Source organism: Pseudomonas sp. c313 (assembly GCF_055407145.1).
The window spans coordinates 807,086-828,967 of sequence record NZ_JBUZRD010000002.1 but is presented as its reverse complement, the minus strand read 5'-3'; the positions used below and the strand labels follow the sequence as shown (position 1 = coordinate 828,967).

At 61.1% G+C, this 21,882-nt stretch carries 20 protein-coding genes; 14 read left to right on the top strand and 6 right to left on the bottom strand.

Annotation, left to right across the window (positions count from 1 at the left end; genetic code table 11):
- Positions 1-58: 58 nt before the first annotated feature.
- The 11 genes from pedF (at position 59) to ACZRKZ_RS08690 (ending at position 11,776) form a co-directional block, all read left to right on the top strand.
- Entirely contained in the window at positions 59-520 is a 462-nt protein-coding gene (gene pedF, locus ACZRKZ_RS08740) for a cytochrome c-550 PedF (protein WP_463981369.1), read from the top strand.
- A 3-nt stretch (positions 521-523) separates the two neighbouring features.
- The gene (locus tag ACZRKZ_RS08735) at positions 524-1,273 is read left to right on the top strand and encodes a quinoprotein dehydrogenase-associated SoxYZ-like carrier (RefSeq protein WP_463981368.1); all 750 of its coding nucleotides are present in this window, start codon (positions 524-526) and stop codon (positions 1,271-1,273) included.
- Positions 1,270-2,211, top strand: a complete 942-nt coding sequence (locus ACZRKZ_RS08730; protein ID WP_463981367.1) for a quinoprotein relay system zinc metallohydrolase 1 — start codon at positions 1,270-1,272, stop codon at positions 2,209-2,211. Before ACZRKZ_RS08735 ends, ACZRKZ_RS08730 begins: the two co-directional genes overlap by 4 nt.
- Positions 2,212-2,318: 107 nt before the next feature.
- Positions 2,319-3,839, top strand: a complete 1,521-nt coding sequence (gene exaC, locus ACZRKZ_RS08725) for an acetaldehyde dehydrogenase ExaC (RefSeq protein WP_463981366.1) — start codon at positions 2,319-2,321, stop codon at positions 3,837-3,839.
- Between the two features lie 178 nt (positions 3,840-4,017).
- The gene (gene pqqA, locus ACZRKZ_RS08720; protein ID WP_010209364.1) at positions 4,018-4,089 is read left to right on the top strand and encodes a pyrroloquinoline quinone precursor peptide PqqA; all 72 of its coding nucleotides are present in this window, start codon (positions 4,018-4,020) and stop codon (positions 4,087-4,089) included.
- Between the two features lie 128 nt (positions 4,090-4,217).
- Positions 4,218-5,381 carry an alcohol dehydrogenase-like regulatory protein ErcA gene (gene ercA / locus ACZRKZ_RS08715; protein ID WP_133100364.1) on the top strand — a complete coding sequence of 388 codons (1,164 nt, stop codon included), beginning with the start codon at positions 4,218-4,220 and terminating at the stop codon, positions 5,379-5,381.
- Positions 5,365-6,735 carry an ATP-binding response regulator gene (locus ACZRKZ_RS08710; protein WP_463981365.1) on the top strand — a complete coding sequence of 457 codons (1,371 nt, stop codon included), beginning with the start codon at positions 5,365-5,367 and terminating at the stop codon, positions 6,733-6,735. The genes ercA and ACZRKZ_RS08710 overlap by 17 nt, the downstream gene beginning before the upstream one ends.
- A gap of 88 nt (positions 6,736-6,823) precedes the next feature.
- A complete protein-coding gene (locus ACZRKZ_RS08705) occupies positions 6,824-8,302 on the top strand; it encodes a DASS family sodium-coupled anion symporter (protein WP_463969388.1) in 1,479 nt (492 codons plus the stop codon).
- An 18-nt stretch (positions 8,303-8,320) separates the two neighbouring features.
- Positions 8,321-8,833 (top strand): ClbS/DfsB family four-helix bundle protein, encoded by a 513-nt coding sequence (locus tag ACZRKZ_RS08700; RefSeq protein ID WP_463981364.1) that lies wholly within the window; start codon positions 8,321-8,323, stop codon positions 8,831-8,833.
- A gap of 142 nt (positions 8,834-8,975) precedes the next feature.
- Complete coding sequence (locus ACZRKZ_RS08695; RefSeq protein WP_463981363.1) at positions 8,976-10,634, top strand: MFS transporter; 1,659 nt, start codon at positions 8,976-8,978, stop codon at positions 10,632-10,634.
- A complete protein-coding gene (locus ACZRKZ_RS08690; protein WP_463969391.1) occupies positions 10,631-11,776 on the top strand; it encodes an HlyD family secretion protein in 1,146 nt (381 codons plus the stop codon). The genes ACZRKZ_RS08695 and ACZRKZ_RS08690 overlap by 4 nt, the downstream gene beginning before the upstream one ends.
- A 52-nt stretch (positions 11,777-11,828) precedes the next feature.
- On the opposite strand, the gene copD is transcribed toward ACZRKZ_RS08690, so the two are convergent.
- On the bottom strand, positions 11,829-12,686 hold the full coding sequence (copD, locus tag ACZRKZ_RS08685; RefSeq protein WP_463981362.1) for a copper homeostasis membrane protein CopD: 858 nt from the start codon (positions 12,684-12,686) through the stop codon (positions 11,829-11,831).
- Positions 12,687-12,689: 3 nt separating this feature from the next.
- Positions 12,690-13,055 (bottom strand): copper homeostasis periplasmic binding protein CopC, encoded by a 366-nt coding sequence (gene copC, locus ACZRKZ_RS08680; protein WP_463981361.1) that lies wholly within the window; start codon positions 13,053-13,055, stop codon positions 12,690-12,692.
- 116 nt (positions 13,056-13,171) lie between these two features.
- On the opposite strand from copC, the gene ACZRKZ_RS08675 reads away from it, so the two are divergent.
- Entirely contained in the window at positions 13,172-13,792 is a 621-nt protein-coding gene (locus ACZRKZ_RS08675; protein ID WP_149415041.1) for a TetR/AcrR family transcriptional regulator, read from the top strand.
- Positions 13,793-13,873: 81 nt separating this feature from the next.
- Here ACZRKZ_RS08675 and preA read toward each other — a convergent pair whose 3' ends face one another.
- The 3 genes from preA to hydA all read right to left on the bottom strand — a co-directional run bounded on the left by preA (position 13,874) and on the right by hydA (position 18,112).
- Positions 13,874-15,148: an NAD-dependent dihydropyrimidine dehydrogenase subunit PreA gene (gene preA / locus ACZRKZ_RS08670; protein WP_463969394.1), complete on the bottom strand. Its 1,275-nt coding sequence runs from the start codon at positions 15,146-15,148 to the stop codon at positions 13,874-13,876.
- Positions 15,149-16,516, bottom strand: a complete 1,368-nt coding sequence (locus tag ACZRKZ_RS08665) for an NAD(P)-dependent oxidoreductase (protein WP_463981360.1) — start codon at positions 16,514-16,516, stop codon at positions 15,149-15,151.
- 156 nt (positions 16,517-16,672) lie between these two features.
- Complete coding sequence (gene hydA, locus ACZRKZ_RS08660) at positions 16,673-18,112, bottom strand: dihydropyrimidinase (protein WP_463981359.1); 1,440 nt, start codon at positions 18,110-18,112, stop codon at positions 16,673-16,675.
- Positions 18,113-18,714: 602 nt separating this feature from the next.
- Here hydA and ACZRKZ_RS08655 point away from each other — a divergent pair.
- On the top strand, positions 18,715-20,199 hold the full coding sequence (locus ACZRKZ_RS08655; RefSeq protein ID WP_463981358.1) for an NCS1 family nucleobase:cation symporter-1: 1,485 nt from the start codon (positions 18,715-18,717) through the stop codon (positions 20,197-20,199).
- 32 nt (positions 20,200-20,231) lie between these two features.
- On the top strand, positions 20,232-21,515 hold the full coding sequence (locus ACZRKZ_RS08650) for a Zn-dependent hydrolase (protein WP_463969398.1): 1,284 nt from the start codon (positions 20,232-20,234) through the stop codon (positions 21,513-21,515).
- A gap of 149 nt (positions 21,516-21,664) precedes the next feature.
- On the opposite strand, the gene ACZRKZ_RS08645 is transcribed toward ACZRKZ_RS08650, so the two are convergent.
- On the bottom strand, positions 21,665-21,826 hold the full coding sequence (locus tag ACZRKZ_RS08645) for a hypothetical protein (RefSeq protein ID WP_463969399.1): 162 nt from the start codon (positions 21,824-21,826) through the stop codon (positions 21,665-21,667).
- Positions 21,827-21,882: the final 56 nt, after the last annotated feature.

Below are 21,882 nucleotides of genomic sequence, written 5' to 3'. Positions count from 1 at the left end.
AAGATGGTTGCCATAGCCTCTGCCAAAGAGGTTTGCGTGCAATCCTGAGGGAAAAATAATGACAACAAAACGCAATGCCTTGCTCGTTGCCGGCCTGCTGGCTGGCGTTATCAGTGCAGGTTCGGTGTGGGCCCATGGCAACGTGACGCCCACGGCCGTGGAAACCAAAGGGCTGACGCCGATCAAGGATGTCGGTGTGCCGGTGGACGGTGATGGTTGGGCGGCGGTGAACCCGTATCGCAAATCCCCGGAACATGACAAGGCCGTAGAAGTCGGCGCCTCGGCCTACAACCAGAACTGCGCGGCGTGCCACGGCCTGGAAGCCAAGTCCGGCGGTATCGCCCCCGACCTGCGCATGCTGGACGAAGGCGATGTCGGTGATGAATGGTTCGTCGAGCGCGTACGCCACGGCGCTGTACGCGACGGCCGGGTGTACATGCCGAAGATGGCCGACTACCTGAGCCAGGAAGCCTTGTGGGCGGTGCGCACCTACCTCGACAGCGTGCACGTCGAGGAGTGAGCCATGGCCTGGCGCTGGCTGTTGATCTGCTGCTTTCCCCTGGCGGCCTGGGGTATCGAGCCCGGCAAGGACCCGGTGCCGTCGGTGATGTGGGCCTACTACCACAAGCAGTTTCTCGACAGTGCTCCCTTCGTCTTCGACGAGCGGGTCAAGCTGCTGGCGCCGCCTTTCGCCGAAGACGCGCGCCAGGTGCCGCTGGAAATCGACGCCCGGGCCTTCAAGGGGCAGGTGGTGAAAATCATCGTCTGGGCCGAGCTTAATCCGCTGCCGAAAATCGTCGACTTTCAGCCGGTAGACCGCGTGCTGCCGTGGCTGTCGATCCGTATCCGTATTGAACAGGCAACGCCCTTGCGGGCGGCGGTCCTGACCAAAGATGGCTTGTGGCATGTTGGTTCGACGTTGATCGATGCCGCAGGCGGTGGCTGTACCGCGCCCAGCGTGGTGCGCACCCAGCAGGGCTGGGAAGAGCACATCGGCGAAGTGCTCGGCGGGCGTTATCCACGGGGCGAATTCAGCCGCGTGCGAATGCAAGTCGCCCATCCGATGGACAACGGCATGGTCAGCGCCATCCCCGAGTTCTACCTCAACCATGCCGAACTGCTGGATCAACACGATCAACTGCTGGCGCGCCTGGAGTTGTTCCCGGCGGTCAGCGAAAACCCCAACCTGGCCTTTGATATCGAAGGGGCAGGGCCGACGCGTTTGGTGTTGCGCGATACCAGCGGCAGTCAATTCGAGGGGACGATACCGTGAAACGGCATTTGATTGTGCTGGTGTTGATCAGCCTGAGCCTGCCGGCTGTGGCAGATCTTGACTATGCCCTCAAGCCCCGGCAAATCGCCGAAGGCACCTGGCTGCTGGAAGGCAGCACCGACAACTTCGCTAAGGCCAACGGCGGCAATATCGTCAACACCGGCTTTATCGTCACCGAACGCGGCGTGGTGGTGATTGATACCGGGCCGTCGAAGCGTTATGGCGAGGCCATGCGCCAGGCGATTGCCGCCACCACCGACAAGCCGGTGATCCAGGTCTTGTTGACCCATCATCATCCCGACCATGCACTGGGCAACCAGGCGTTCAAGGATGTGCCCATCGGCGCGCTCACTGGAACCACGCAATTACTGCATGAGCAGGGCGACAGCATGGCCGAGAACCTTTATCGGATGGTCGGCGACTGGATGCGCGGCACCGAAGTAGTCCTGCCGGCCCAGGTGCTGACGCCCGGCGTGTTGACCTTCGGCAGCCATGACGTGCGGCTGGTGCAATTGAGCGGCCACACCGGTGCCGACCTGGCGATTTTCGATGAAAAAACCGGCGTGTTGTTTGCCGGCGACCTGGTGTTTTACCAGCGTGCCCTGACGACTCCCAACAGCCCGGGCCTGTCGGTGTGGCTGGCGGATATCACCACCCTGCAAGGCTTGCCCTGGACCCTGGTCGTGCCCGGCCACGGCCCGGTGGCGACTGACGCCAAACCGTTCGAACAGATGCGCGACTACCTGACGTGGCTCGACCAACTGCTGCGCGATGGCGCCGCCAATGGCAACGACATGACCGAGATGATCCGCAGCCCCATCCCTGAGCGCTTCGCCGCCATCAGCCTGAGCCGCTACGAGTTGATCCGCAGCGTCAGCCATCTGTATCCCGGCTACGAGCGAGGGCAGATGCAGCGGGTGGACTCTACGACCAAATAACGACATTCCCTCCTGCCAACGGCGTATTCGTCTGGCTCGCGGGGCTCTTTACTATCGATCCATCGCCGGTTTGCCCAACTGGCACCGACCCCGACAGAGGCCTCACCATGATCTATGCACAACCCGGAACCCCTGGCGCCATCGTCACTTTCAAGCCGCGCTACGGCAACTTCATCGGCGGCGAGTTCGTCGCGCCGGTCAATGGCGAATACTTCACCAACACCTCGCCGGTCACCGGTGAAGTGATCGCCGAGTTCCCCCGCTCCAGCGCCGCCGACATCGACAAGGCCCTGGACGCCGCCCACGCCGCCGCCGATGCCTGGGGCAAAACCTCGGCCCAGGACCGTTCCCTGGTGCTTCTGAAAATCGCCGACCGCATCGAACAGCATCTGGAAGTGCTGGCCGTCACCGAAAGCTGGGACAATGGCAAGGCCGTACGCGAAACCCTCAACGCCGATGTGCCCCTGGCTGCCGACCATTTTCGCTACTTCGCCGGCTGCATTCGCGCCCAGGAAGGCGGCGCCGCCGAGATCAACGAACTGACCACCGCCTACCACTTTCACGAGCCCCTGGGCGTGGTCGGGCAGATCATCCCGTGGAACTTTCCGCTGTTGATGGCCGCCTGGAAACTCGCCCCGGCGCTGGCCGCCGGCAACTGCGTGGTGCTCAAGCCTGCCGAGCAGACGCCGCTGTCGATCATGGTGTTTGCCGAGTTGATCGCTGATCTGCTGCCGGCTGGCGTCTTGAATATCGTGCAGGGGTTTGGTCGCGAAGCCGGTGAAGCCTTGGCCACCAGCAAGCGCATCGCCAAGATCGCCTTTACTGGCTCCACCCCGGTGGGTGCGCACATCATGCATTGCGCCGCCGAGAACATTATTCCGTCTACCGTCGAGCTGGGCGGCAAGTCGCCGAATATCTTTTTTGAAGACATCATGAGCGCCGAACCGGCCTTCATCGAGAAAGCCGCCGAAGGGCTGGTGCTGGCGTTTTTCAATCAGGGCGAGGTATGCACCTGCCCGTCGCGGGCGCTGGTGCAGGAATCGATCTACGAACCGTTCATGGCTGAGGTGATGAAGAAGATCGTCAAGATCAAGCGCGGCAACCCGCTGGACACTGAAACCATGGTCGGCGCCCAGGCTTCCGAGCAGCAGTACGACAAGATCCTGTCGTACCTGAAAATAGCCCAGGAAGAGGGCGCCGAACTGCTCGCCGGCGGCGCGGCCGAGCGTTTGGAAGGCGACCTGTCCAGCGGCTATTACATCCAGCCGACCCTGCTCAAGGGCCACAACAAAATGCGCGTGTTCCAGGAAGAAATCTTCGGCCCGGTGGTGGGCGTGACCACCTTCAAGGACGAAGCCGAAGCCCTGGCGATTGCCAATGACAGCGAGTTCGGCCTGGGTGCCGGCCTGTGGACCCGCGACATCAACCGCGCCTACCGCATGGGCCGGGCGATCAAGGCCGGGCGCGTATGGACCAACTGTTATCACCTGTACCCGGCGCATGCGGCGTTTGGTGGGTACAAGAAGTCCGGGGTTGGCCGGGAGAACCACAAGATGATGTTGGACCATTATCAGCAGACCAAGAACCTGCTGGTGAGCTACGACATTAATCCGTTGGGGTTCTTCTGACTCCTAAATCACCTTAAACCTTGCGGACGGGCTTGTTGTTGCGATCCGATAAGCCCGCTCGCCACAACCCCCTACTAACGCACGTTGCTACCTCCTTCGAAAGTAGCATTCGATCCCTCGTCTCCCCGTGCATTAATGCCTCTACCGGAATCGCCCGGCACAAGAAGAGGATTACCCCATGTGGACTAAACCCGCCTTTACCGACTTGCGCATTGGCTTTGAAGTGACCATGTATTTCGCCAGCCGTTAATGTGTTCCCGGCCAGCCATCGTGCTGGCCGGGCCGGTTTTGGGAGGCTACCCATTGGTCTGATTGCATTCAGCGCCGGATGGGTTAGTGTGAGTCGCATCTTCCAAAACAATAAAAACAGGCTTTCCAATGAGCCAGAATCTCAGCCAACTGCGTAAATTCGTTTCCCCTGAAATCATCTTTGGTGCCGGCAGCCGGCACAACGTCGGCAACTACGCCAAGACCTTTGGTGCGCGCAAGGTGCTGGTGGTCAGTGACCCTGGCGTCGTGGCCGCCGGCTGGGTGACCGACATCGAGGCCAGCCTGCAAGCCCTGGGTATCGATTACTGCCTGTATACCGCCGTATCGCCCAACCCACGGGTCGAGGAAGTGATGCTCGGCGCCGAGGTCTATCGGGAAAACCATTGCGATGTGATCGTCGCCGTCGGCGGTGGCAGCCCGATGGATTGTGGCAAGGCCATCGGCATCGTCGTCGCCCATGGTCGCAGCATCCTGGAGTTTGAAGGGGTGGACACCATTCGCGTGCCCAGCCCGCCGTTGATCCTGATCCCGACCACGGCCGGCACCTCGGCGGATGTCTCGCAGTTCGTGATCATTTCCAACCAGCAAGAGCGCATGAAGTTCTCCATCGTCAGCAAGGCAGTGGTGCCGGACGTGTCGTTGATCGACCCGGAAACCACGGCGAGCATGGACCCGTTCCTCTCGGCCTGCACTGGCATCGACGCGCTGGTGCATGCCATCGAAGCCTTTGTGTCCACCGGTCATGGGCCGCTCACCGACCCCCACGCACTGGAAGCCATGCGCCTGATCAACGGCAACCTGGTGCAGATGATCGCCAACCCGACGGACATCGCCCTGCGGGAGAAAATCATGCTGGGCAGCATGCAGGCCGGGCTGGCGTTTTCCAATGCGATCCTCGGCGCGGTGCACGCCATGTCCCACAGCCTGGGGGGCTTTCTCGATTTGCCCCACGGCCTGTGCAACGCGGTGTTGGTGGAGCATGTGGTGGCGTTCAACTACAACTCGGCACCGGAGCGCTTCAAGGTGATTGCCGAGACCTTTGGCATCGATTGTCGAGGCCTCAATCACCGGCAGATCTGCGGCCGGCTGGTCAACCATTTGATCGCCCTGAAGCACGCCATCGGCTTCCACGAAACCCTCGGTTTGCACGGGGTACGGGTGGCGGACATTCCTTTCTTGTCGCAGCACGCCATGCATGACCCGTGCATCCTCACGAACCCGCGCGAGTCCAGCCAGCGTGACGTCGAGGTCGTCTATGGCGAAGCTCTCTGACGATCAACAGCGGGCGCTGGCCGGGCTGTTGGGGCTGGGCGACCATTCGGCGCGCAAGAGTCATTACCCGGAGCTGACCGCCCGACTCGACGAACTGGAGGCCGAGCGCAACCGCTACAAAGGGCTCAACGACGAATTGGAGCAGCGGGTCGCCGCCCGCACCGACGAGTTGCTGGAAGCCAACCGCAACCTGCAACAGCAGATCGCCCGGCGCGAACGGATCGAACAGGACCTGCGTGATGCCCGTGACGCTGCCCAGGCCGCCAATCGCAGTAAAGACAAGTACCTGGCCGCCGCCAGCCATGACCTGTTGCAACCGCTCAACGCCGCGCGCCTGCTGATCTCCACCTTGCGCGAGCGCAACTTGCCCAGCGTTGAACAGGTGCTGGTGGAACGCACTCACCAGGCTTTGGAAGGGGCGGAAGACTTGCTCGCCGACTTGCTGGACATCGCCCGCCTCGATCAGGCGGCGGTCAAACCGGACATTGCCCTGTACCGCATCGACGAATTGCTTGCGCCGCTGGTCTCGGAGTTTCAGTCGGTGGCAGAGGCGGCGGGGCTGAAATTGCGGGTGCATATGAGCGGCTACGCCATCAGCACGGATTTGCGCCTGATGACGCGCATCCTGCGCAACTTCCTCAGCAACGCCTGCCGATACACCGATGTGGGGTGCATCCTGCTGGGCGCCAGACGTCGTGGCGACCGGTTGCGCCTGGAAGTCTGGGATACCGGGCGCGGCATTGCGGCCGATTGCCTGGATTCGATTTTCCTGGAGTTCAATCAACTGGACGTCGGTCGCGCGGCGGACCGCAAGGGTGTAGGCCTGGGGCTGGCGATTGTCGAGCGCATCGCCAAGATCCTCGGTTATCAGGTGGCCGTGCGTTCGTGGCCGGGGCGCGGTTCGATGTTCAGCATCGAGGTGCCGCTGTCTGATGAAATTCCTCTGCCCACCCGCTTGGCGACACCCCAGGCGGGAGCTGGTAACCCGCTGCCCGGCCGGCGTCTGCTGGTGCTGGATAACGAAGTCAGCATCCTCGAAAGCATGAGCGCACTGCTGGGGCAGTGGGGCTGCGAAGTGGTCACCGCTACCGACCAGGCGGGCGCCCTGGCTGCGTTGCAGGGCAGGGCGCCGGAGCTGATCCTGGCGGACTATCACCTGGATCACGGGGTGGTCGGCTGTGAGGTGGTCAAGCACCTGCGCGAGCACTTCGGGGCGAAAATCCCGGCGGTGATCATCACGGCGGACCGCACCGACCAGTGCCGCCGCTCGTTACAGCACCTGGAGGCGCCGCTGTTGAACAAACCGGTCAAGCCCGGCAAGTTGCGCGCGGTGTTGAGCCAATTGTTGGGATAAACGGGTTTCCCCTTGATACCCGTCAAGGCCCGTTGCGACGCTTTGCCTCATGCTCCTTGCCAGAATATTTTGGCTGACGGAGATCGCCATGGGCGCCCCTGCAACACCTGCAGTCTCATACAAGCTGCCCATGGGTCTGGTCATCGCCGTGCTGGTGATGGTCGGCGTGCTGCTGTTGCCGCTGCCTGCCGACTTGCCGGTGGCCGGGCATCGGATGCTGGCGATCCTCGTGTTTGCGGTGGTGGTGTGGATCAGCGAAGCGGTGTCCTACGAGGCCAGCGCGATCATGATCACCTCGCTCATGGCTTTTCTGCTGGGCACCGCGCCGTCGATGCAGGACCCCACTCACCTGATCGGCTCCAGCCCGGCCATCGGCATGGCCCTGACCGGTTTTTCCAACCCGGCCCTGGCCCTGGTGGTCGGTGCGCTGTTTATCGCTGCCGCCATGACCCATACCGGTCTGGATCGGCGCATCGCCCTGGTGACCTTGACCCGCGTCGGCACCAGCACCCGAGGGATTTTGGTGGGGGCGATTGCCGTGACCATCCTGCTCAGCCTGGTGGTGCCCAGCGCCACCGCCCGCAGTGCCTGTGTGGTGCCGATCATGATGGGGGTGATCGCCGCCTTTGGTGTCGACAAGCGCTCCAACATCGCCGCCGGGATCATGATCGTCGTCGCCCAGGGCACCAGTATCTGGAACGTCGGCATCCAAACCGCAGCTGCGCAAAACCTGCTGACCGTCGGTTTTATGGACAAGATGCTCGGCCAGCGGGTGTCGTGGATTGACTGGCTGATCGCGGGTGCGCCGTGGGCAGTGATCATGTCGGCGGTGCTGTTGTTCCTGGTGTTGAAATTGCTGCCACCGGAAAGCGACAGCATTCCCGGCGGCAAGGAAGCGGTGGCGCAGTCCCTGGCGGACATCGGGCCTATGACCGGTCCGCAAAAACGTCTGCTGACGGTGTCGGTGCTGCTGTTGCTGGCCTGGGCCACGGAAGGGCGGCTACACAGTTTTGATACCACCTCGACCACCTACGTCGGGCTAGTGTTTTTGCTGCTGCCGGGAATCGGGGTGATGACCTGGAAAGATGTGCAGCCGCGCATCCCGTGGGGCACGGTGATTGTGTTTGGCGTGGGCATCAGCCTCGGTACGGCGCTGCTGACTACCCATGCCGGGCAATGGTTGGGCGCGCAGGTGGTAGGGCATACCGGGCTTGATCAACTGGGACCGCTGGGGGTGTTTGCCATTCTTGGGGCGTTCTTGATCGTGATCCACCTGGGGTTTGCCAGTGCCACGGCGCTGACTTCGGCGTTGTTGCCAATCCTGATTGCGGTCCTGCAAACCCTGCCGGGAGATATCAATCGGTTGGGCATGACCATGCTGCTGGGGTTTGTCGTCAGTTATGGCTTCATCCTGCCGATCAACGCACCGCAGAATATGGTGTGCCTGGGCACCGGAACCTTTACCGCCCGGCAGTTTGCCAAGGTTGGGTTGCTGGTGACCTTGATCGGTTACCTGTTGATGCTGGTGTTCGCCGCCACATGGTGGAGTTGGTTGGGCTGGATCTGAAGTACAAGGAGCGTTGCCATGGCTGTCCCGCAGAACAAGCAGCAATTGATCGATGCCATCACCCTCAACTATCGGCGCCTGGTGGCCGATCTGGCCACCGTCCCCCTCGAACGTGCCGGGGAATGCTCCCTGGAAGGACATGTCAAAGGGACACGGATGAGCCTGTGTGATCTGCTGGCCTACCTGATTGGCTGGAACCTTCTGGTGCAGCAATGGTGTGCCGGCCGCGCCAATGGGCAGGTGGTGGCGTTTCCCGAGGTTGGGTTCAAGTGGAATGAACTGGGACGCTTGGCACAAAAGTTTTATGCCGACTACGCCGTACTGTCCTATCCCCAGCGGTTGGAACGGCTGGAGCAGGCCCATCGGCAAATCCTCGCCCTGGTTCAACGCGCCAGTGACGGCGAACTCTATGGCGCGCCTTGGTACGAAAAGTACACCCTGGGACGAATGATTCAGCTCAATACCTCGTCACCGTATGCCAATGCCCGAACCCGTGTCCGGCAATGGAAAAGGCACAACGGCCTGGCCTGACCGTTCAGGTCCGCCCCGCAGAATAAGAACGCTACAAGGCTGACCTGCCATAATGGCAAGATGAACCCTGCTCAGCTTTAGGAGTCCCTTTGCAGAGGTTTTACCGTGCGGCGCGTTGCGGCACGATCATCAAGGTCGCCGAATGGATAAATACGCCCCGCGCACTTGGCAGCCCCACGAGCGTCCGGCCCTGCCGGGTTCGCCGTCTACGCCGCTGCATTCCACCCGCAAACGCTGGGCTTATGCCCTGGTCGGCCTATTGGTGGCTATCACTGGCGGCCTGGGCAACTCCCTGGTAATCGCCAACCTGCCTTACCTACAAGGCGCATTGGGCGCGACCACCGCCGAAATGGCCTGGCTGCCCGCCGCCTATGTGATGACCAATGTCTCGATGAACCTGTTGCTGGTGAAGTTTCGCCAGCAGTTTGGCCTGCGGGCGTTTACCGAGGTGTTCCTGGTGCTGTATGCGCTGGTGACCTTCGGCCACTTGTTCGTCAACGACTTAGGCTCCGCCATTGCCGTGCGGGCGGCCCACGGCATGGTCGGTGCGGCGCTCAGTTCCCTGGGCTTGTACTACATGATCCAGGCGTTCCCGGCAAAGTGGCGGCTCAAGGCCCTGGTACTGGGCTTGGGTACCTCGCAATTGGCCTTGCCATTGGCGCGGCTGTTCTCCGAAGACTTGCTGCAAATCGCCGAATGGCGCGGGCTGTACCTGTTTGAACTGGGCATGGCGCTGACCTGCCTGGGCTGCGTGTTCCTGCTTAAATTGCCGCCGGGTGATCGCTTCAAGACCTTTGAGAAACTCGACTTCCTCACCTTCGCCCTGCTGTCTACCGGCGTGGCGTTGCTGTGTGCGGTGCTGTCCCTGGGCAGGATTGACTGGTGGCTGGAAGCACCGTGGATCGGCATCGCTTCGGCCTGTTCGCTGGTGCTGATCATGGCCGGCCTGGCTATCGAGCATAACCGCGCCAACCCGATGCTGATGACCCGCTGGCTGGGCAGCGGGGTGATGATTCGCCTGGCGTTGGCGGTGATCCTTATCCGCATGGTGCTCTCGGAGCAGTCCACCGGTGCGGTGGGCTTTTTGCAGGCGCTGAACATGGGCAACGAGCAGATGCGCACCCTGTACCTGGTGATGCTACTGGGGGCGATTGCTGGTTTGGCCACCAGCGCGCTGACCATCAACCCGGCCCATTTGCTGATGCCGCTGGTCATTTCCCTGGCGCTGATGGCCACCGGCTCAGTGATCGACAGTTTCTCCAGCAACCTGACCCGGCCGCAGAACATGTACATCAGCCAGTTCCTGTTAGGCTTCGGCGGCACGTTCTTTCTCGGCCCGACCATGGTCCTGGGCGTGCGTAACGTGTTGACTAACCCCAGCAACCTGGTGAGTTTCTCGGTGCTATTCGGGATTTGCCAGAACCTTGGCGGGCTGATTGGCGCAGCGTTGCTCGGCACCTTTCAGATCGTGCGGGAGAAGTTTCACTCCAGCATGATTGTCGAGCACCTGACCTTGATGGACCCGCGGGTGGCCGCACGGGTGCAGAGCGGCGGCTCGGCTTACGGTTCGGTGATCGCCGACCCGGAACTGCGCAACCTGATGGGCATTCGCAGTCTGGCCACGGCGGCCACCCGTGAAGCCAATGTCATGGCTTATAACGACGTGTTCATGCTGATTGCGGTGATCGCGATACTGACCATGATCTGGATTTTCATCCGCAGCCTGTGGCTGATGAGTACCACCAAAGCTGCCGTAAGTGCAGCGCCTCCCGTTCAACCTAGCGGTGCACTTTCTTCATGACCGAACCGACGACTACGACTACCAGCGCCATCGCTTCCACCCCGCAAGGCAGCGCCCCGCCCAGTATTGCGGCCACCGAACCACGCTCGTTGTGGGTGCGGATCATCTCGTCCCTGGGATTTGCCGCGATTGCCATCGTCGGGGTATTGATCGTGCTCTATGCCTGGCAATTGCCGCCGTTCAGCAGCGCCGTGGAAACCACCGAAAATGCCCTGGTGCGTGGCCAGGTGACGATCATCGGGCCGCAGCTCAGCGGCTATGTGTATGAAGTGCCGGTGCAGGACTTCCAGTTCGTCAAGGCTGGGGATTTGCTGGTGCGCCTGGACGACCGAATCTACAAGCAGCGCCTGGACCAGGCCCTGGCACAATTGGCGGTGCAACAGGCGTCTCTGGCCAATGTGGTGCAGCAACGCAACAGCGCCGAGGCGACCATCAAGTTGCGGCAAGCCGCCTTGGTCGACAGCCAGGCCCAGGCCCGCAAAAGCACCGCCGACCTGCGCCGCAATGAAGAGTTGATCGGCGACGGCTCAGTGTCCAAACGCGAGCTGGACGTGACCCGCGCCGCCAACGCGCAAACCATCGCTGCCGTGGCCCAGGCCCAGGCCAGCCTGGAAATCGCCCGCCAGGACTTGCAGACGGTGATCGTTAATCGCGGTTCATTGGAGGCCGCCGTGGCCAGTGCCGATGCGGCGGTGGAGCTGGCGCGAATCGATCTGTCCAACACCCGCGTGGTTGCCCCGCGCGACGGGCAACTGGGGCCGATTGGCGTGCGCCTCGGTGCTTACGTTAACTCCGGCGCGCAGTTGATGGCCCTGGTGCCGAACCAGTTGTGGGTGATTGCCAATATGAAAGAAACCCAAATGGACAATGTGCAAGTGGGCCAGCCGGTGACCTTTACCGTTGATGCCCTGAACCACCGCAAGTTTCACGGCACGGTGCAGCGTATTTCCCCGGCCACCGGTTCTGAGTTCAGCTTGTTGCAGGCGGACAATGCCACGGGCAACTTCGTCAAGATCGCCCAGCGGGTGCCGGTGAGGATTACCGTGGACCCGGATCAGGAGCAGAGCGAGCGCTTGCGGCCGGGGTTGTCGGTGGTGGTGAGTATTGATACGGCGGGAAGGCTCCAGAACACACCTCCCTAAGCTGCGAAGAAATGCTGGCTAGCCCACCGCCGCGCCGACAAGCAGCACCGTTTCATCCGGCCATGACCATGGGCGGCAGGGTGCCGAGCAGGGAAACCGCCGCAACGGCCGCCACACCCAGTAGCCATTCCAGCAGCACGCTGGCTTTCAGCGTGGCCAGCCGCTGCTCGCAGTTGTTTATGCGCAGTCGGTTCAGTAGCGCCAGCCCCAGCATTGCGGCCACCAGCAGCACTTTGATCAACAGAATCAAGGCAAAGCCGGTGAGCAGCGGCGTCGGCCAGAACTGCCCGGTGAGGACGCGAACATTGATCAAGCCGGTCACCAGCAAGCCCGCCACCACGCCATAACCAACACCGCTGAAGCGTCTGAGGATCGGCTCCAGTGGAGGGTGTGCAGATTGCCTGAGGATCAACACCAGCATCAGCAAACCGCCGAGCCAGGCGCTGACACAGACCAAATGCAGCACTTGATTAAGGATCAACAATTGCCCACTGATACCGTCGAGCATGGCGCCATGGCCTACCGGCGCCAGGGTTGCCAGCAGCAGCGCGCTCAACGGCAGGCGCAGGGCGGTCCAGGGCATCATGAAACTGAGTAGCAGCAAAACATTCAGCAGCAGGTGCCAGGTCCAGACCTGACCGAAGAAGGTTTTGCCCAACACCAACTGCACGGTCGACAGCTCTAGCGCCGCCGGCCAGGAGCCCGCCATGCTGGCGGTGATCAGCAATAGCCAAGCGACCCCGGAGACCAGGGCCAGCCAGGCCAGCAGACGGGTGATGCGTGTCAGTTGTCGGTCCAGCACCGGCTGCGGTTCCGCGCCCAGCAGCCAGGGCCTGAATGCACAGGCCCCGAACATCAGCAGCACGACGATGAAATGCAGGAAACGGCACAGCACCAGCAGCGTGGCCATCGGTTATTGGCCGACCTTGAAGCTGTAGCGGCCTTCGCTTTTGTGGGTGTCGACCGACACCGCGTGCCACTCGACCTTGTAGGTGCCGGCGGCCAAGGGGGCAGCGGGTGTCACCACCAGGACTTTCTTGTCGGCGTCCGGGGTTTCCAGGCCCTTGACCGCCACTTCGGTGCCGTCCTTGCTCAGCGAGACCTTGGTGAAGGTGGCTTCGACGCCTTCGCTGAAGGTCAGTCGCACGTCCTTCGGCGCGGCGACAGTGCTGTCGGCTGCGGGGGTAGCGCTTTTTAGGTGCGCGTGGGCAAATGCCGCCGAGGCACCCAGCAAGGATGCGAGCAGGGCCACGGTGGTGAGGGTTTTCTTGATCAACATGGTTCAATACCCATCAACTGGAAAGGAGGGGCAGTGTACGAAGTTTCGGCTTGGCCTGTCGCCCCGATCTAGAGCGGATGGTAGTCTCTGGGACATGTTGTTGTCAGGGAGCCCTTATGGGCAATCACAAGATCGGTATTCGTCGTGTTAACGTCGAAAAGATTCTGCTGGCGGCTGAAAAGGTCTTCGCCGAAAAGGGCTATGGCAGCACCGCCATGGCCGACATCGCCGAAGAAGTGCAATTGCCACGCTCCAATCTGCATTACTACTTCAGCACCAAAAGTGAGCTGTACAGCGCGGTGCTGTTTGACCTGCTGGAAGTGTGGAAGCAGGACGCGCTGTGCTTCGAGATGTTCGATGACCCCCGCGTAGTGCTCAGCAGTTACATCCGCGCCAAGATGCAGCATTCGCGCAGTCGCCCCTATGGCTCGAAAGTCTGGGCCAACGAAATCATCCACGGTGCCCCGACCCTCGGTGAGGCGCTGGACGCCAGCCTGTACGATTGGGCCAAGATGAAGGAGGCGAAAATTCGCCAATGGGTGGAAGACAAACGCATCTTGCCGGTGGAGCCGTCGAGCCTGCTGTACATGATCTGGGCGTCGACCCAACACTATGCTGACTTTGATCATCAGGTGATGATTTTGAACGACCACGCGCCGCTGTCAGACATGCAGTTTGAAAGGGCGGTGCAGACGGTGACCAGTGTGATTTTGCGGGGGATTGGCTTGGAGCCTTGAGCCTTGTGGTATTAGCGCCGGCCTCATCGCGGGCAAGCCCGCGATAACGGTGCCTATCAGGCACCGATGAAGGTCAGGTTATTACACCGCCTCCCGATAGGGGTTCCTTGGGTCCTGCGTCCAGTTGAGAAATGGCTTGCCCGTATCCACCGGCACCATCTCTATGCAATCGGCCACCGGGCAGGTGATCTGGCACAAATTGCAACCCACGCACTCATCATCAATCACTTCGTATTTATGCGTCCCATCTGGCAACTTGAGGCTGGCAATGGCCTGGTGTGAGGTGTCTTCGCAAGCGATATGGCAGCGCCCACAACCAATACACGCTGCCTGATCAATCTTGGCAATCACCTGATAGTTGATGTCCAGGTACTTCCAGTCGGTGGTATTGCCCACCGCCCGCCCGGAAAATTCCTGCAAATTGGCGTAACCCTGACTGTCCATCCACCGCGACAGCCCATCCTTCATTTCTTCGACGATCCGAAAACCATGGAGCATCGCCGCTGTGCACACTTGCACCGCGCCGCAGCCCATGGCGACGAACTCCGCCGCATCGCGCCAATTACCAATGCCGCCAATCCCGCAGATCGGCAAGCCCTGGGTCTGCGGGTCGCGGGCGATTTCCGCGACCATGTTCAGGGCTATCGGCTTGACTGCTGAACCGCAGTAGCCGCCGTGGGTACTTTGGGTGCCGACCATCGGCAGGGCGACCATGCGTTCCAGGTCGACGCTGGTGATGGAGTTGATGGTGTTGATCAGCGACACCGCATCGGCGCCACCGCGATAAGCCGCACGGGCAGCGATGCGGATGTCCGTGATGTTAGGTGTGAGCTTGACGATCACCGGCAGCGAGCAATAGGTCTTGCACCAGCGTGTCACTTGTTCCACGTACTCCGGTACCTGGCCCACCGCCGCGCCCATGCCCCGCTCCGGCATGCCGTGGGGGCAGCCGAAGTTCAGCTCGATGCCGTCGCAGCCGGTGGCTTCCACCAGGGGCAGGATGTGTTTCCAGGACTCTTCGATGCACGGCACCATCAACGACACGATCAGGGCGCGATCCGGCCAGTCCTTTTTCACCTGGGTGATTTCCCGCAGATTGATCTCCAGGGAACGGTCGGTGATCAGCTCAATGTTGTTGATGCCCAGCACTTCTCGGTTGGCGCCATAGTGCGCCGAGTAACGGGACGAGACGTTGACCGCCGCCGGGTCCTCGCCAAGGGTTTTCCAGACCACGCCACCCCAGCCGGCTTCGAAGGCGCGGACCACGTTGTAGGCCTTGTCGGTGGGCGGCGCGGAGGCCAGCCAGAATGGATTGGGGGCTTTGATACCGGCGAAGACAATCGAGAGATCGGCCATTTACGCAGCCTCCACGTTGAGCATGAGTTGGGCGTGCATGGCCTCGGCGGCCAACTTGCCGTGCTGGACGGCCTGGACGGTGAGGTCCTGGCCGAGACTGACGCAGTCACCGCCGGCATACACGCCGGGGATGCTGGTGCGCAGCTGTTCGTCGACGAAGATGCGGTCGCCCTGGCGTTGCAGTTGGTGGGCCAGTGGATCGTGCAGAGCCTCGTCGTCGAAACCTTGGCCGATGGCCTTGAAGATGGCGTCGGCGGCCAGTTCGAAGGTTTCGCCTGTAGGCTGCAGGCGACCATTTTCCATGTGTGTGCGAGCAAAGCGCATGCCGCGCACATGGCCCTGATCATCCAACAAGATTTCCTCCGGTTGGGCCCACGTCAGCAGGCGCACCTGATTGGCCTTGGCGATGTCTTGCTCATGGCCGGTGGCGCCCATTTCGCTCAAGCCGCGGCGGTACACCAGATTGACGTCGCGGGCGCCGAGGCGGGCCATTTGCACGGCCATGTCGATGGCGGTGTTGCCGGCGCCAAGGACGATGCAGCGGTCGGCCAAAGGCAGTAGGCTGAGGTCATCGGCCTGGCGCAGTTCACGGATATAGTCGGTGGCGGCGACCAGGCCTGGCGCATCTTCGTGAGGTAGACCCAATTGCTTGCTGGCGGCAAGACCCAGGCCGAGGAACACCGCGTCGAATTGCTGGTGCAGTTCACTCAAGGTCAGGTTGTCGCCCAGGCGCTGGCCATGGCGAATTTCGATGCCGCCGATTTGCAGGAGGAAGTCCAGTTCCTTCTGGGCGAAGTCGTCCACCAGCTTGTACTTGGCGATCCCGTATTCATTGAGGCCGCCAGCCTTTTCCCGCGCTTCGAAAATCACCACGTCATGGCCGTGCAGGGCGCTGCGATGGGCGCAGGACAAACCCGCCGGCCCTGCGCCGACCACGGCGATGCGCTTGCCGGTGGGCGCGGCACGCTGAAACGGATGCTCGCTGAAGTGCGCATTGTCCACGGCGTAACGCTGCAGCAGGCCGATCAGCACCGGGGCGCATTCTTCGGCGTTGTTGCGCACGCAGGCTTGCTGGCAGAGGATTTCCGTCGGGCACACTCGGGCACAACTGCCGCCGAGGATGTTGGCCGAGAGAATTTTCTGCGCCGCGCCCTGGACGTTTTCCGTGTGGATATTGCGAATGAACGACGGGATATCGATCTCGCTGGGGCATGCGTTGACGCACGGTGCGTCATAGCAGTAAAGGCAGCGCGAGGCTTCCAATTGCGCTTGCCGGGCGTTGAGCGGCGGCGCTAGGTCGGTGAAATGGGCGGCGAGGGCGGCCGCATCTTCGTGGGGGTGTGGAAGATGGTTCAGGGTCTGGATCACGGTATTGGCCTCACGGTTTTTTTGGATCGCCTCTAACGGGCATTTTTGTCGCTTGTACCGGCCCCTTCGCGAGCAAGCCCGCTCCCACATTCGATCCCATTTCTTCAGGCTGAACGCGGTCGAATGTGGGAGCGGGCTTGCTCGCGAATGGCGGCCTCAGCGTTTTACAGCCACTGGCCTGGAATGCTCAGCCCGCTTGCTCAACTGCTCGAATACCGACGGATACGCCGGCCGTTCGACATAACGTCCGGCACCGCGCTCAGCTCTTAAATCGCCATCAACCCAGACCAACTTGCCCTGGCTGATGGTATGACTGGGCACGCCGCGCACGGTCTTGCCTTCGAAGATGTTGAAGTCCACCTGTTGATGGTGGGTCTTGGCGGAAATGGTCCGCGTGCCTTCGGGGTCCCAGAGCACCAGGTCGGCATCGGCACCGACACGGATTGCACCTTTGCGCGGGTAGAGGTTGAAGATTTTCGCGGTGTTGGTGGAGGTCAGCGCGACGAACTCCTGCATCGACAACCGCCCGGTATTGACCCCTTCGTCCCACAACAGCGCCATGCGGTCTTCGATACCGGCGGTGCCGTTGGGGATCTTGCTGAAATCGTCACGGCCAGCGGCTTTTTGCTCGGCGCAAAAGCAGCAATGGTCGGTGGCGGTGGTGTGCAGGTTGCCCGATTGCAGGCCATGCCATAACGCTTCCTGATGCCCGCGCGGGCGGAAGGGCGGGCTCATCACGTAGCCGGCGGCGGTTTGCCAGTCGGGGTGCTGGTAGACGCTGTCGTCCAGCAGCAAATGCCCGGCCAGGACTTCGCCGTAGACCGGTTGGCCCTTGCTGCGGGCGTAGGTGATTTCGTCCAGTGCCTCTTTGGTCGAGACGTGTACCAGGTACAACGGGGTACCGATGGTTTCAGCGATGCGAATGGCGCGGCTGGCGGCTTCGCCTTCTACCTGCGAAGGCCGGGACAATGGATGAGCCTCGGGACCGGTGATGCCTTGGGCCATCAATTTGCGTTGCAAGTGATAGACCAACTCGCCGTTTTCGGCATGCACCGTCGGCACCGCGCCCAGTTCCAGGCAGCGTTCGAAGCTGGCCACCAGGGTGTCGTCGGCGGCCATGATTGCGTTCTTGTAAGCCATGAAATGCTTGAAGCTGTTGATGCCGTGATGGCTGACCAGCTCGGCCATTTCTTCGCGCACCTGCTCGCTCCACCAGGTGATGGCGACGTGAAAACCGTAGTCGGCCGCTGATTTATCCGCCCAGCCGCGCCACTGGTGAAAGGCGTCCATCAAGGGTTGCTGGGGGTTGGGAATCACAAAGTCGATGATCGATGTTGTTCCGCCCGCCAGGCCTGCCGCCGTACCACTGAAAAAGTCTTCACTGGCCACGGTGCCCATGAAGGGCAGTTGCATATGGGTATGGGGATCGATGCCGCCGGGCATCAGGTATTGGCCGCTGCCGTCGAGTATCTCGGTGCCAGCGGGAATATCCAGATCAGTGCCAATAGCGCGGATTAGACCCTCAAGGCACAAGACATCGGCTCGGTAACTTTCATCATGGGTAATAACGGTGGCGCCACGGATCAACAGAGACATGCCGAGTTCCTCACGGGCTTGACCGGCTTATGCCAGTTCTAAGTGTTGTAATGCATCGCGCCGCTGGGAAGGTTAATTCCTGTCAGCGGTGACAGGAATAGAAGCTAGCCCGAGTTTTTAGAATGAGCAAGAATATTTTTTATAAGCTTATACGTGCATTAAATAGTTGATTTATAAGGATAATAAATAAAAATCACCAAAATGTAGCGGCCTCTCACCATTTTGACGCACTTGACAGGTTCCCAATATGAGCAACATTTCTTATTGCAAATCAGGCGCTTGAGACATGCCTCTTGACGGGGGCAGGAAATAAAAATAATTGTGTTGCACCAGATTGAGTCCTGATGGTTCGGACAACTTGTGCGTTATTTGGCCTGAGTAACGCTGCAAGTACCGAGGGGTTGATCGGTCGAAACAATAAAGCTGATAAACATCAGCGAGTTATATAAGCGGTGCGGACGAAGTGACGGCTAGCGGCACGGTTATTGAGTGCAGTGGCGGTTGGCCGGGTCCGTGATGTCATGTTGTCAACGAGGTACTCCGGCCATCCCGCGTCCTGCGTGGGATGAGCAAAAATAATTCGAAAAAACCGTGGAGCGGCCATGCAACAGAACAGATCGCAAGTCATCGAACGCGACGGCCTGTACGAACTCGACGCCGGTGACGACGTCCTTGACAGCCCCCGTTACAACCACGACATGGCACCCACCAAGGTGCACGAACGCACCTGGAACAAATGGCACATCACCGCGCTGTGGATCGGTATGTCGATCTGCGTGCCGACCTACACCCTTGGCGGTGTGCTCACCGCCTACTTTGGGTTGTCGGTGGGCGAGGCGTTGATAGCGATCCTGCTGGCCAACGTTGTGGTGCTCATTCCCCTGACGCTCAACGCCTTTCCCGGTACCAAGTACGGCATTCCATTTCCGGTGTTGCTGCGCTCCTCCTTCGGGGTGATCGGCTCCAACGTGCCGTGCCTGATTCGCGCCCTGGTGGCGTGCGGCTGGTTCGGTATCCAAACGATGTTTGGCGGGCTGGCGATTCACCTGTTCCTGGGTTCGATTTTCGAGGGTTGGAAGTCGTTGGGCGGCACCGGTGAAGTGATCGGTTTCATGATCTTCTGGGGGCTGAACCTGTGGGTCGTGCTGCGGGGCGCCGAGTCGATCAAATGGCTGGAAACCCTGTCTGCGCCGCTGTTGGTGCTGGTGGGTGTCGGCCTGCTGGTGTGGGCGTTGCCCAACGTGTCGCTGACCGAGTTGATGGCGATCCCGCCCAAGCGCCCCGAAGGCGCCAGCCTCACCGGCTACTTCATGGCGGGCCTGACGGCGATGGTCGGTTTCTGGGCCACCTTGTCGCTGAATATTCCCGACTTCAGCCGCTATGCCAAAAGCCAGAAGGACCAGATACTCGGGCAGATTTTTGGCCTGCCGCTGACCATGTTCCTGTTCGCTGCCCTCGGCGTGATCATGACCGCCGCCTCGGTGAAACTGGTGGGTGTCAGCGTTTCCGATCCGGTGACCTTGATCGGCCATATCCAGAGCCCGGTGTGGGTGGCCGTGGCCATGCTGCTGATCATCGTTGCCACCTTGTCCACCAACACCGCGGCGAACATCGTATCGCCCACCAATGACTTCCAGAACATCGCGCCCAAGTTGATCAACCGCACCACGGCGGTGGTGCTCACCGGCCTGGTGGGGCTGGCGCTGATGGGCCATGAGCTGCTGAAAAAGCTTGGCCTGCTGGTCTCCGACGTTAGCCTGGAAACGGTCTATTCCAATTGGTTGCTGGGTTACTCAAGCCTGTTGGGGCCGATTGCCGGGATCATGGTGGTGGACTACTTCATCATTAAGAAACAGCAATTGGACCTGGCTGGGTTGTACCGCGATGACGTGTATCCGGCGTGGAATTGGTACGGCTTTATCGCCTTTGGCGTGCCGGTGGTGTTGACGTTGCTGTCGTTGGGCAGTGATGCATTCAGCTGGTTCTACAGCTATGGCTGGTTCACCGGCTCAGCGCTGGGCGGGTTGTTGTATTACGGCTTGTGCATGAAGCGCGGGGCCAGCCCGGTGGCGGTCAAAACCCCTTAATAAACCATAAGAAATAGCCTGAGGAAATCACCATGAACGCTGCCCTTGACGTTCTGCAATCCACCCATCAGCACATCAATCGCGACCGTTTGTGGCTGTCCCTGATGGAACTGGCCAAGCTCGGTGCCACGCCCAAGGGCGGCGTCTGCCGCCTGGCTCTGACCGACCTCGATCGCCAGGCTCGCGACCTGTTTGTGAAGTGGTGCGAGGAAGCCGGCTGTACCGTGACCATCGATGGCGTCGGCAACATATTCGCCCGCCGCCCTGGGCGCAATCCCACGCTGCCACCGGTGATGACCGGCAGCCATATCGACACCCAACCCACCGGCGGCAAGTTCGACGGTTGTTTTGGCGTGCTGGCCGGGGTGGAAGTGTTGCGCACACTCAACGACCTCAAGGTGGAAACTGAAGCGCCACTGGAAGTTGTTGTGTGGACCAACGAAGAAGGCTCGCGCTTTGCGCCGTGCATGATGGGTTCCGGGGTGTTTGCCGAGAAGTTCACTCTCGAAGAGACCCTGGCCAAAACCGACGCTGACGGTGTGACGGTGGGTGATGCGCTGAACGCCATTGGCTATGCCGGATCGCGGCCAGTCAGCGGGCATAAGGTGGGCGCCTATTTCGAGGCGCATATTGAACAAGGCCCGATTCTCGAAGATGAACGCAAAACGATCGGCGTGGTGCTCGGCGCCCTCGGCCAGAAATGGTTCGATCTGAAGTTGCACGGCGTCGAAGCCCACGCCGGCCCGACGCCGATGCATCTGCGTAAAGATGCCTTGGTGGGCGCCGCCGCCGTGGTCGCCGCGGTCAACGCTGCCGCCCTTGGTCATCAACCCCATGCCTGTGGCACCGTCGGATGCCTGCAAGCCTATCCCGGCTCACGCAACGTCATCCCCGGTGAAGTGCGCATGACGTTGGACTTCCGCCACCTGGAGCCAGCACGGCTTGATTCAATGATTGCCCAGGTACGCAAGGTGATCGACGATACCTGCGAGAAACACGGCCTGACGTTCGAGATGACACCCACCGCCGACTTCCCGCCGCTGTACTTCGACAAAGGCTGCGTCGATGCCGTACGTGATGCCGCTAACGGTTTGGGCCTGTCGAGCATGGACATCGTCAGCGGGGCAGGGCACGACGCGATCTTCGTCGCCGAACTCGGCCCGGCCGGGATGATCTTCGTGCCGTGCGAAGGCGGCATCAGCCACAACGAAATCGAAAATGCTGCGCCGGATGATCTGGCGGCGGGGTGTGCGGTGTTGTTGCGGGCGATGGTGGCGGCGTCACAGGCAATTGCCAGCGGTAAGCTGGCTGCCTGACTCCTGGATGATCGTTCCCGCGCGGAGTGAACGGGAACGATCAGCCTTCTGATGGCCGAGCGGGTGGACGCAAAGGGCATTGATGACGGACGGCCACGGCCAGGAAGTGGTGCAGACCCAGGACTTCAACTGCATACCGGGGTGATCCCCTAGGCATGGTGCGCGGTGGGTTTGCGCGACTTGCTGGTTACTGCGGGCCTGGTTTGCGGATGATGGTGGCGGCGGGTAATGCGTAATACGCCCCACAGCATGGCGCCGGCGACGGCCAGCCAGCCACAAACCAAGAAAAAAATCGTTGTTGTCAGGCTCATAAGTGCCTCCTTTCGCCCTTTGCAGGGCACGCACTGTCTTCTCATGGACAGTCTAG

What these genes read in the sequence shown, in the direction of transcription:
- pedF (WP_463981369.1), top strand. Translation starts at nt 59, where the DNA reads ATGACAACAAAACGCAATGCCTTGCTCGTTGCCGGCCTGCTGGCTGGC.
- ACZRKZ_RS08735 (WP_463981368.1), top strand. Translation starts at nt 524, where the DNA reads ATGGCCTGGCGCTGGCTGTTGATCTGCTGCTTTCCCCTGGCGGCCTGG.
- exaC (WP_463981366.1), top strand. Translation starts at nt 2,319, where the DNA reads ATGATCTATGCACAACCCGGAACCCCTGGCGCCATCGTCACTTTCAAG.
- ercA (WP_133100364.1), top strand. Translation starts at nt 4,218, where the DNA reads ATGAGCCAGAATCTCAGCCAACTGCGTAAATTCGTTTCCCCTGAAATC.
- ACZRKZ_RS08710 (WP_463981365.1), top strand. Translation starts at nt 5,365, where the DNA reads ATGGCGAAGCTCTCTGACGATCAACAGCGGGCGCTGGCCGGGCTGTTG.
- ACZRKZ_RS08705 (WP_463969388.1), top strand. Translation starts at nt 6,824, where the DNA reads ATGGGCGCCCCTGCAACACCTGCAGTCTCATACAAGCTGCCCATGGGT.
- ACZRKZ_RS08700 (WP_463981364.1), top strand. Translation starts at nt 8,321, where the DNA reads ATGGCTGTCCCGCAGAACAAGCAGCAATTGATCGATGCCATCACCCTC.
- ACZRKZ_RS08695 (WP_463981363.1), top strand. Translation starts at nt 8,976, where the DNA reads ATGGATAAATACGCCCCGCGCACTTGGCAGCCCCACGAGCGTCCGGCC.
- ACZRKZ_RS08690 (WP_463969391.1), top strand. Translation starts at nt 10,631, where the DNA reads ATGACCGAACCGACGACTACGACTACCAGCGCCATCGCTTCCACCCCG.
- copD (WP_463981362.1), bottom strand. Translation starts at nt 12,686, where the DNA reads ATGGCCACGCTGCTGGTGCTGTGCCGTTTCCTGCATTTCATCGTCGTG.
- copC (WP_463981361.1), bottom strand. Translation starts at nt 13,055, where the DNA reads ATGTTGATCAAGAAAACCCTCACCACCGTGGCCCTGCTCGCATCCTTG.
- ACZRKZ_RS08675 (WP_149415041.1), top strand. Translation starts at nt 13,172, where the DNA reads ATGGGCAATCACAAGATCGGTATTCGTCGTGTTAACGTCGAAAAGATT.
- preA (WP_463969394.1), bottom strand. Translation starts at nt 15,148, where the DNA reads ATGGCCGATCTCTCGATTGTCTTCGCCGGTATCAAAGCCCCCAATCCA.
- hydA (WP_463981359.1), bottom strand. Translation starts at nt 18,112, where the DNA reads ATGTCTCTGTTGATCCGTGGCGCCACCGTTATTACCCATGATGAAAGT.
- ACZRKZ_RS08655 (WP_463981358.1), top strand. Translation starts at nt 18,715, where the DNA reads ATGCAACAGAACAGATCGCAAGTCATCGAACGCGACGGCCTGTACGAA.
- ACZRKZ_RS08650 (WP_463969398.1), top strand. Translation starts at nt 20,232, where the DNA reads ATGAACGCTGCCCTTGACGTTCTGCAATCCACCCATCAGCACATCAAT.
- ACZRKZ_RS08645 (WP_463969399.1), bottom strand. Translation starts at nt 21,826, where the DNA reads ATGAGCCTGACAACAACGATTTTTTTCTTGGTTTGTGGCTGGCTGGCC.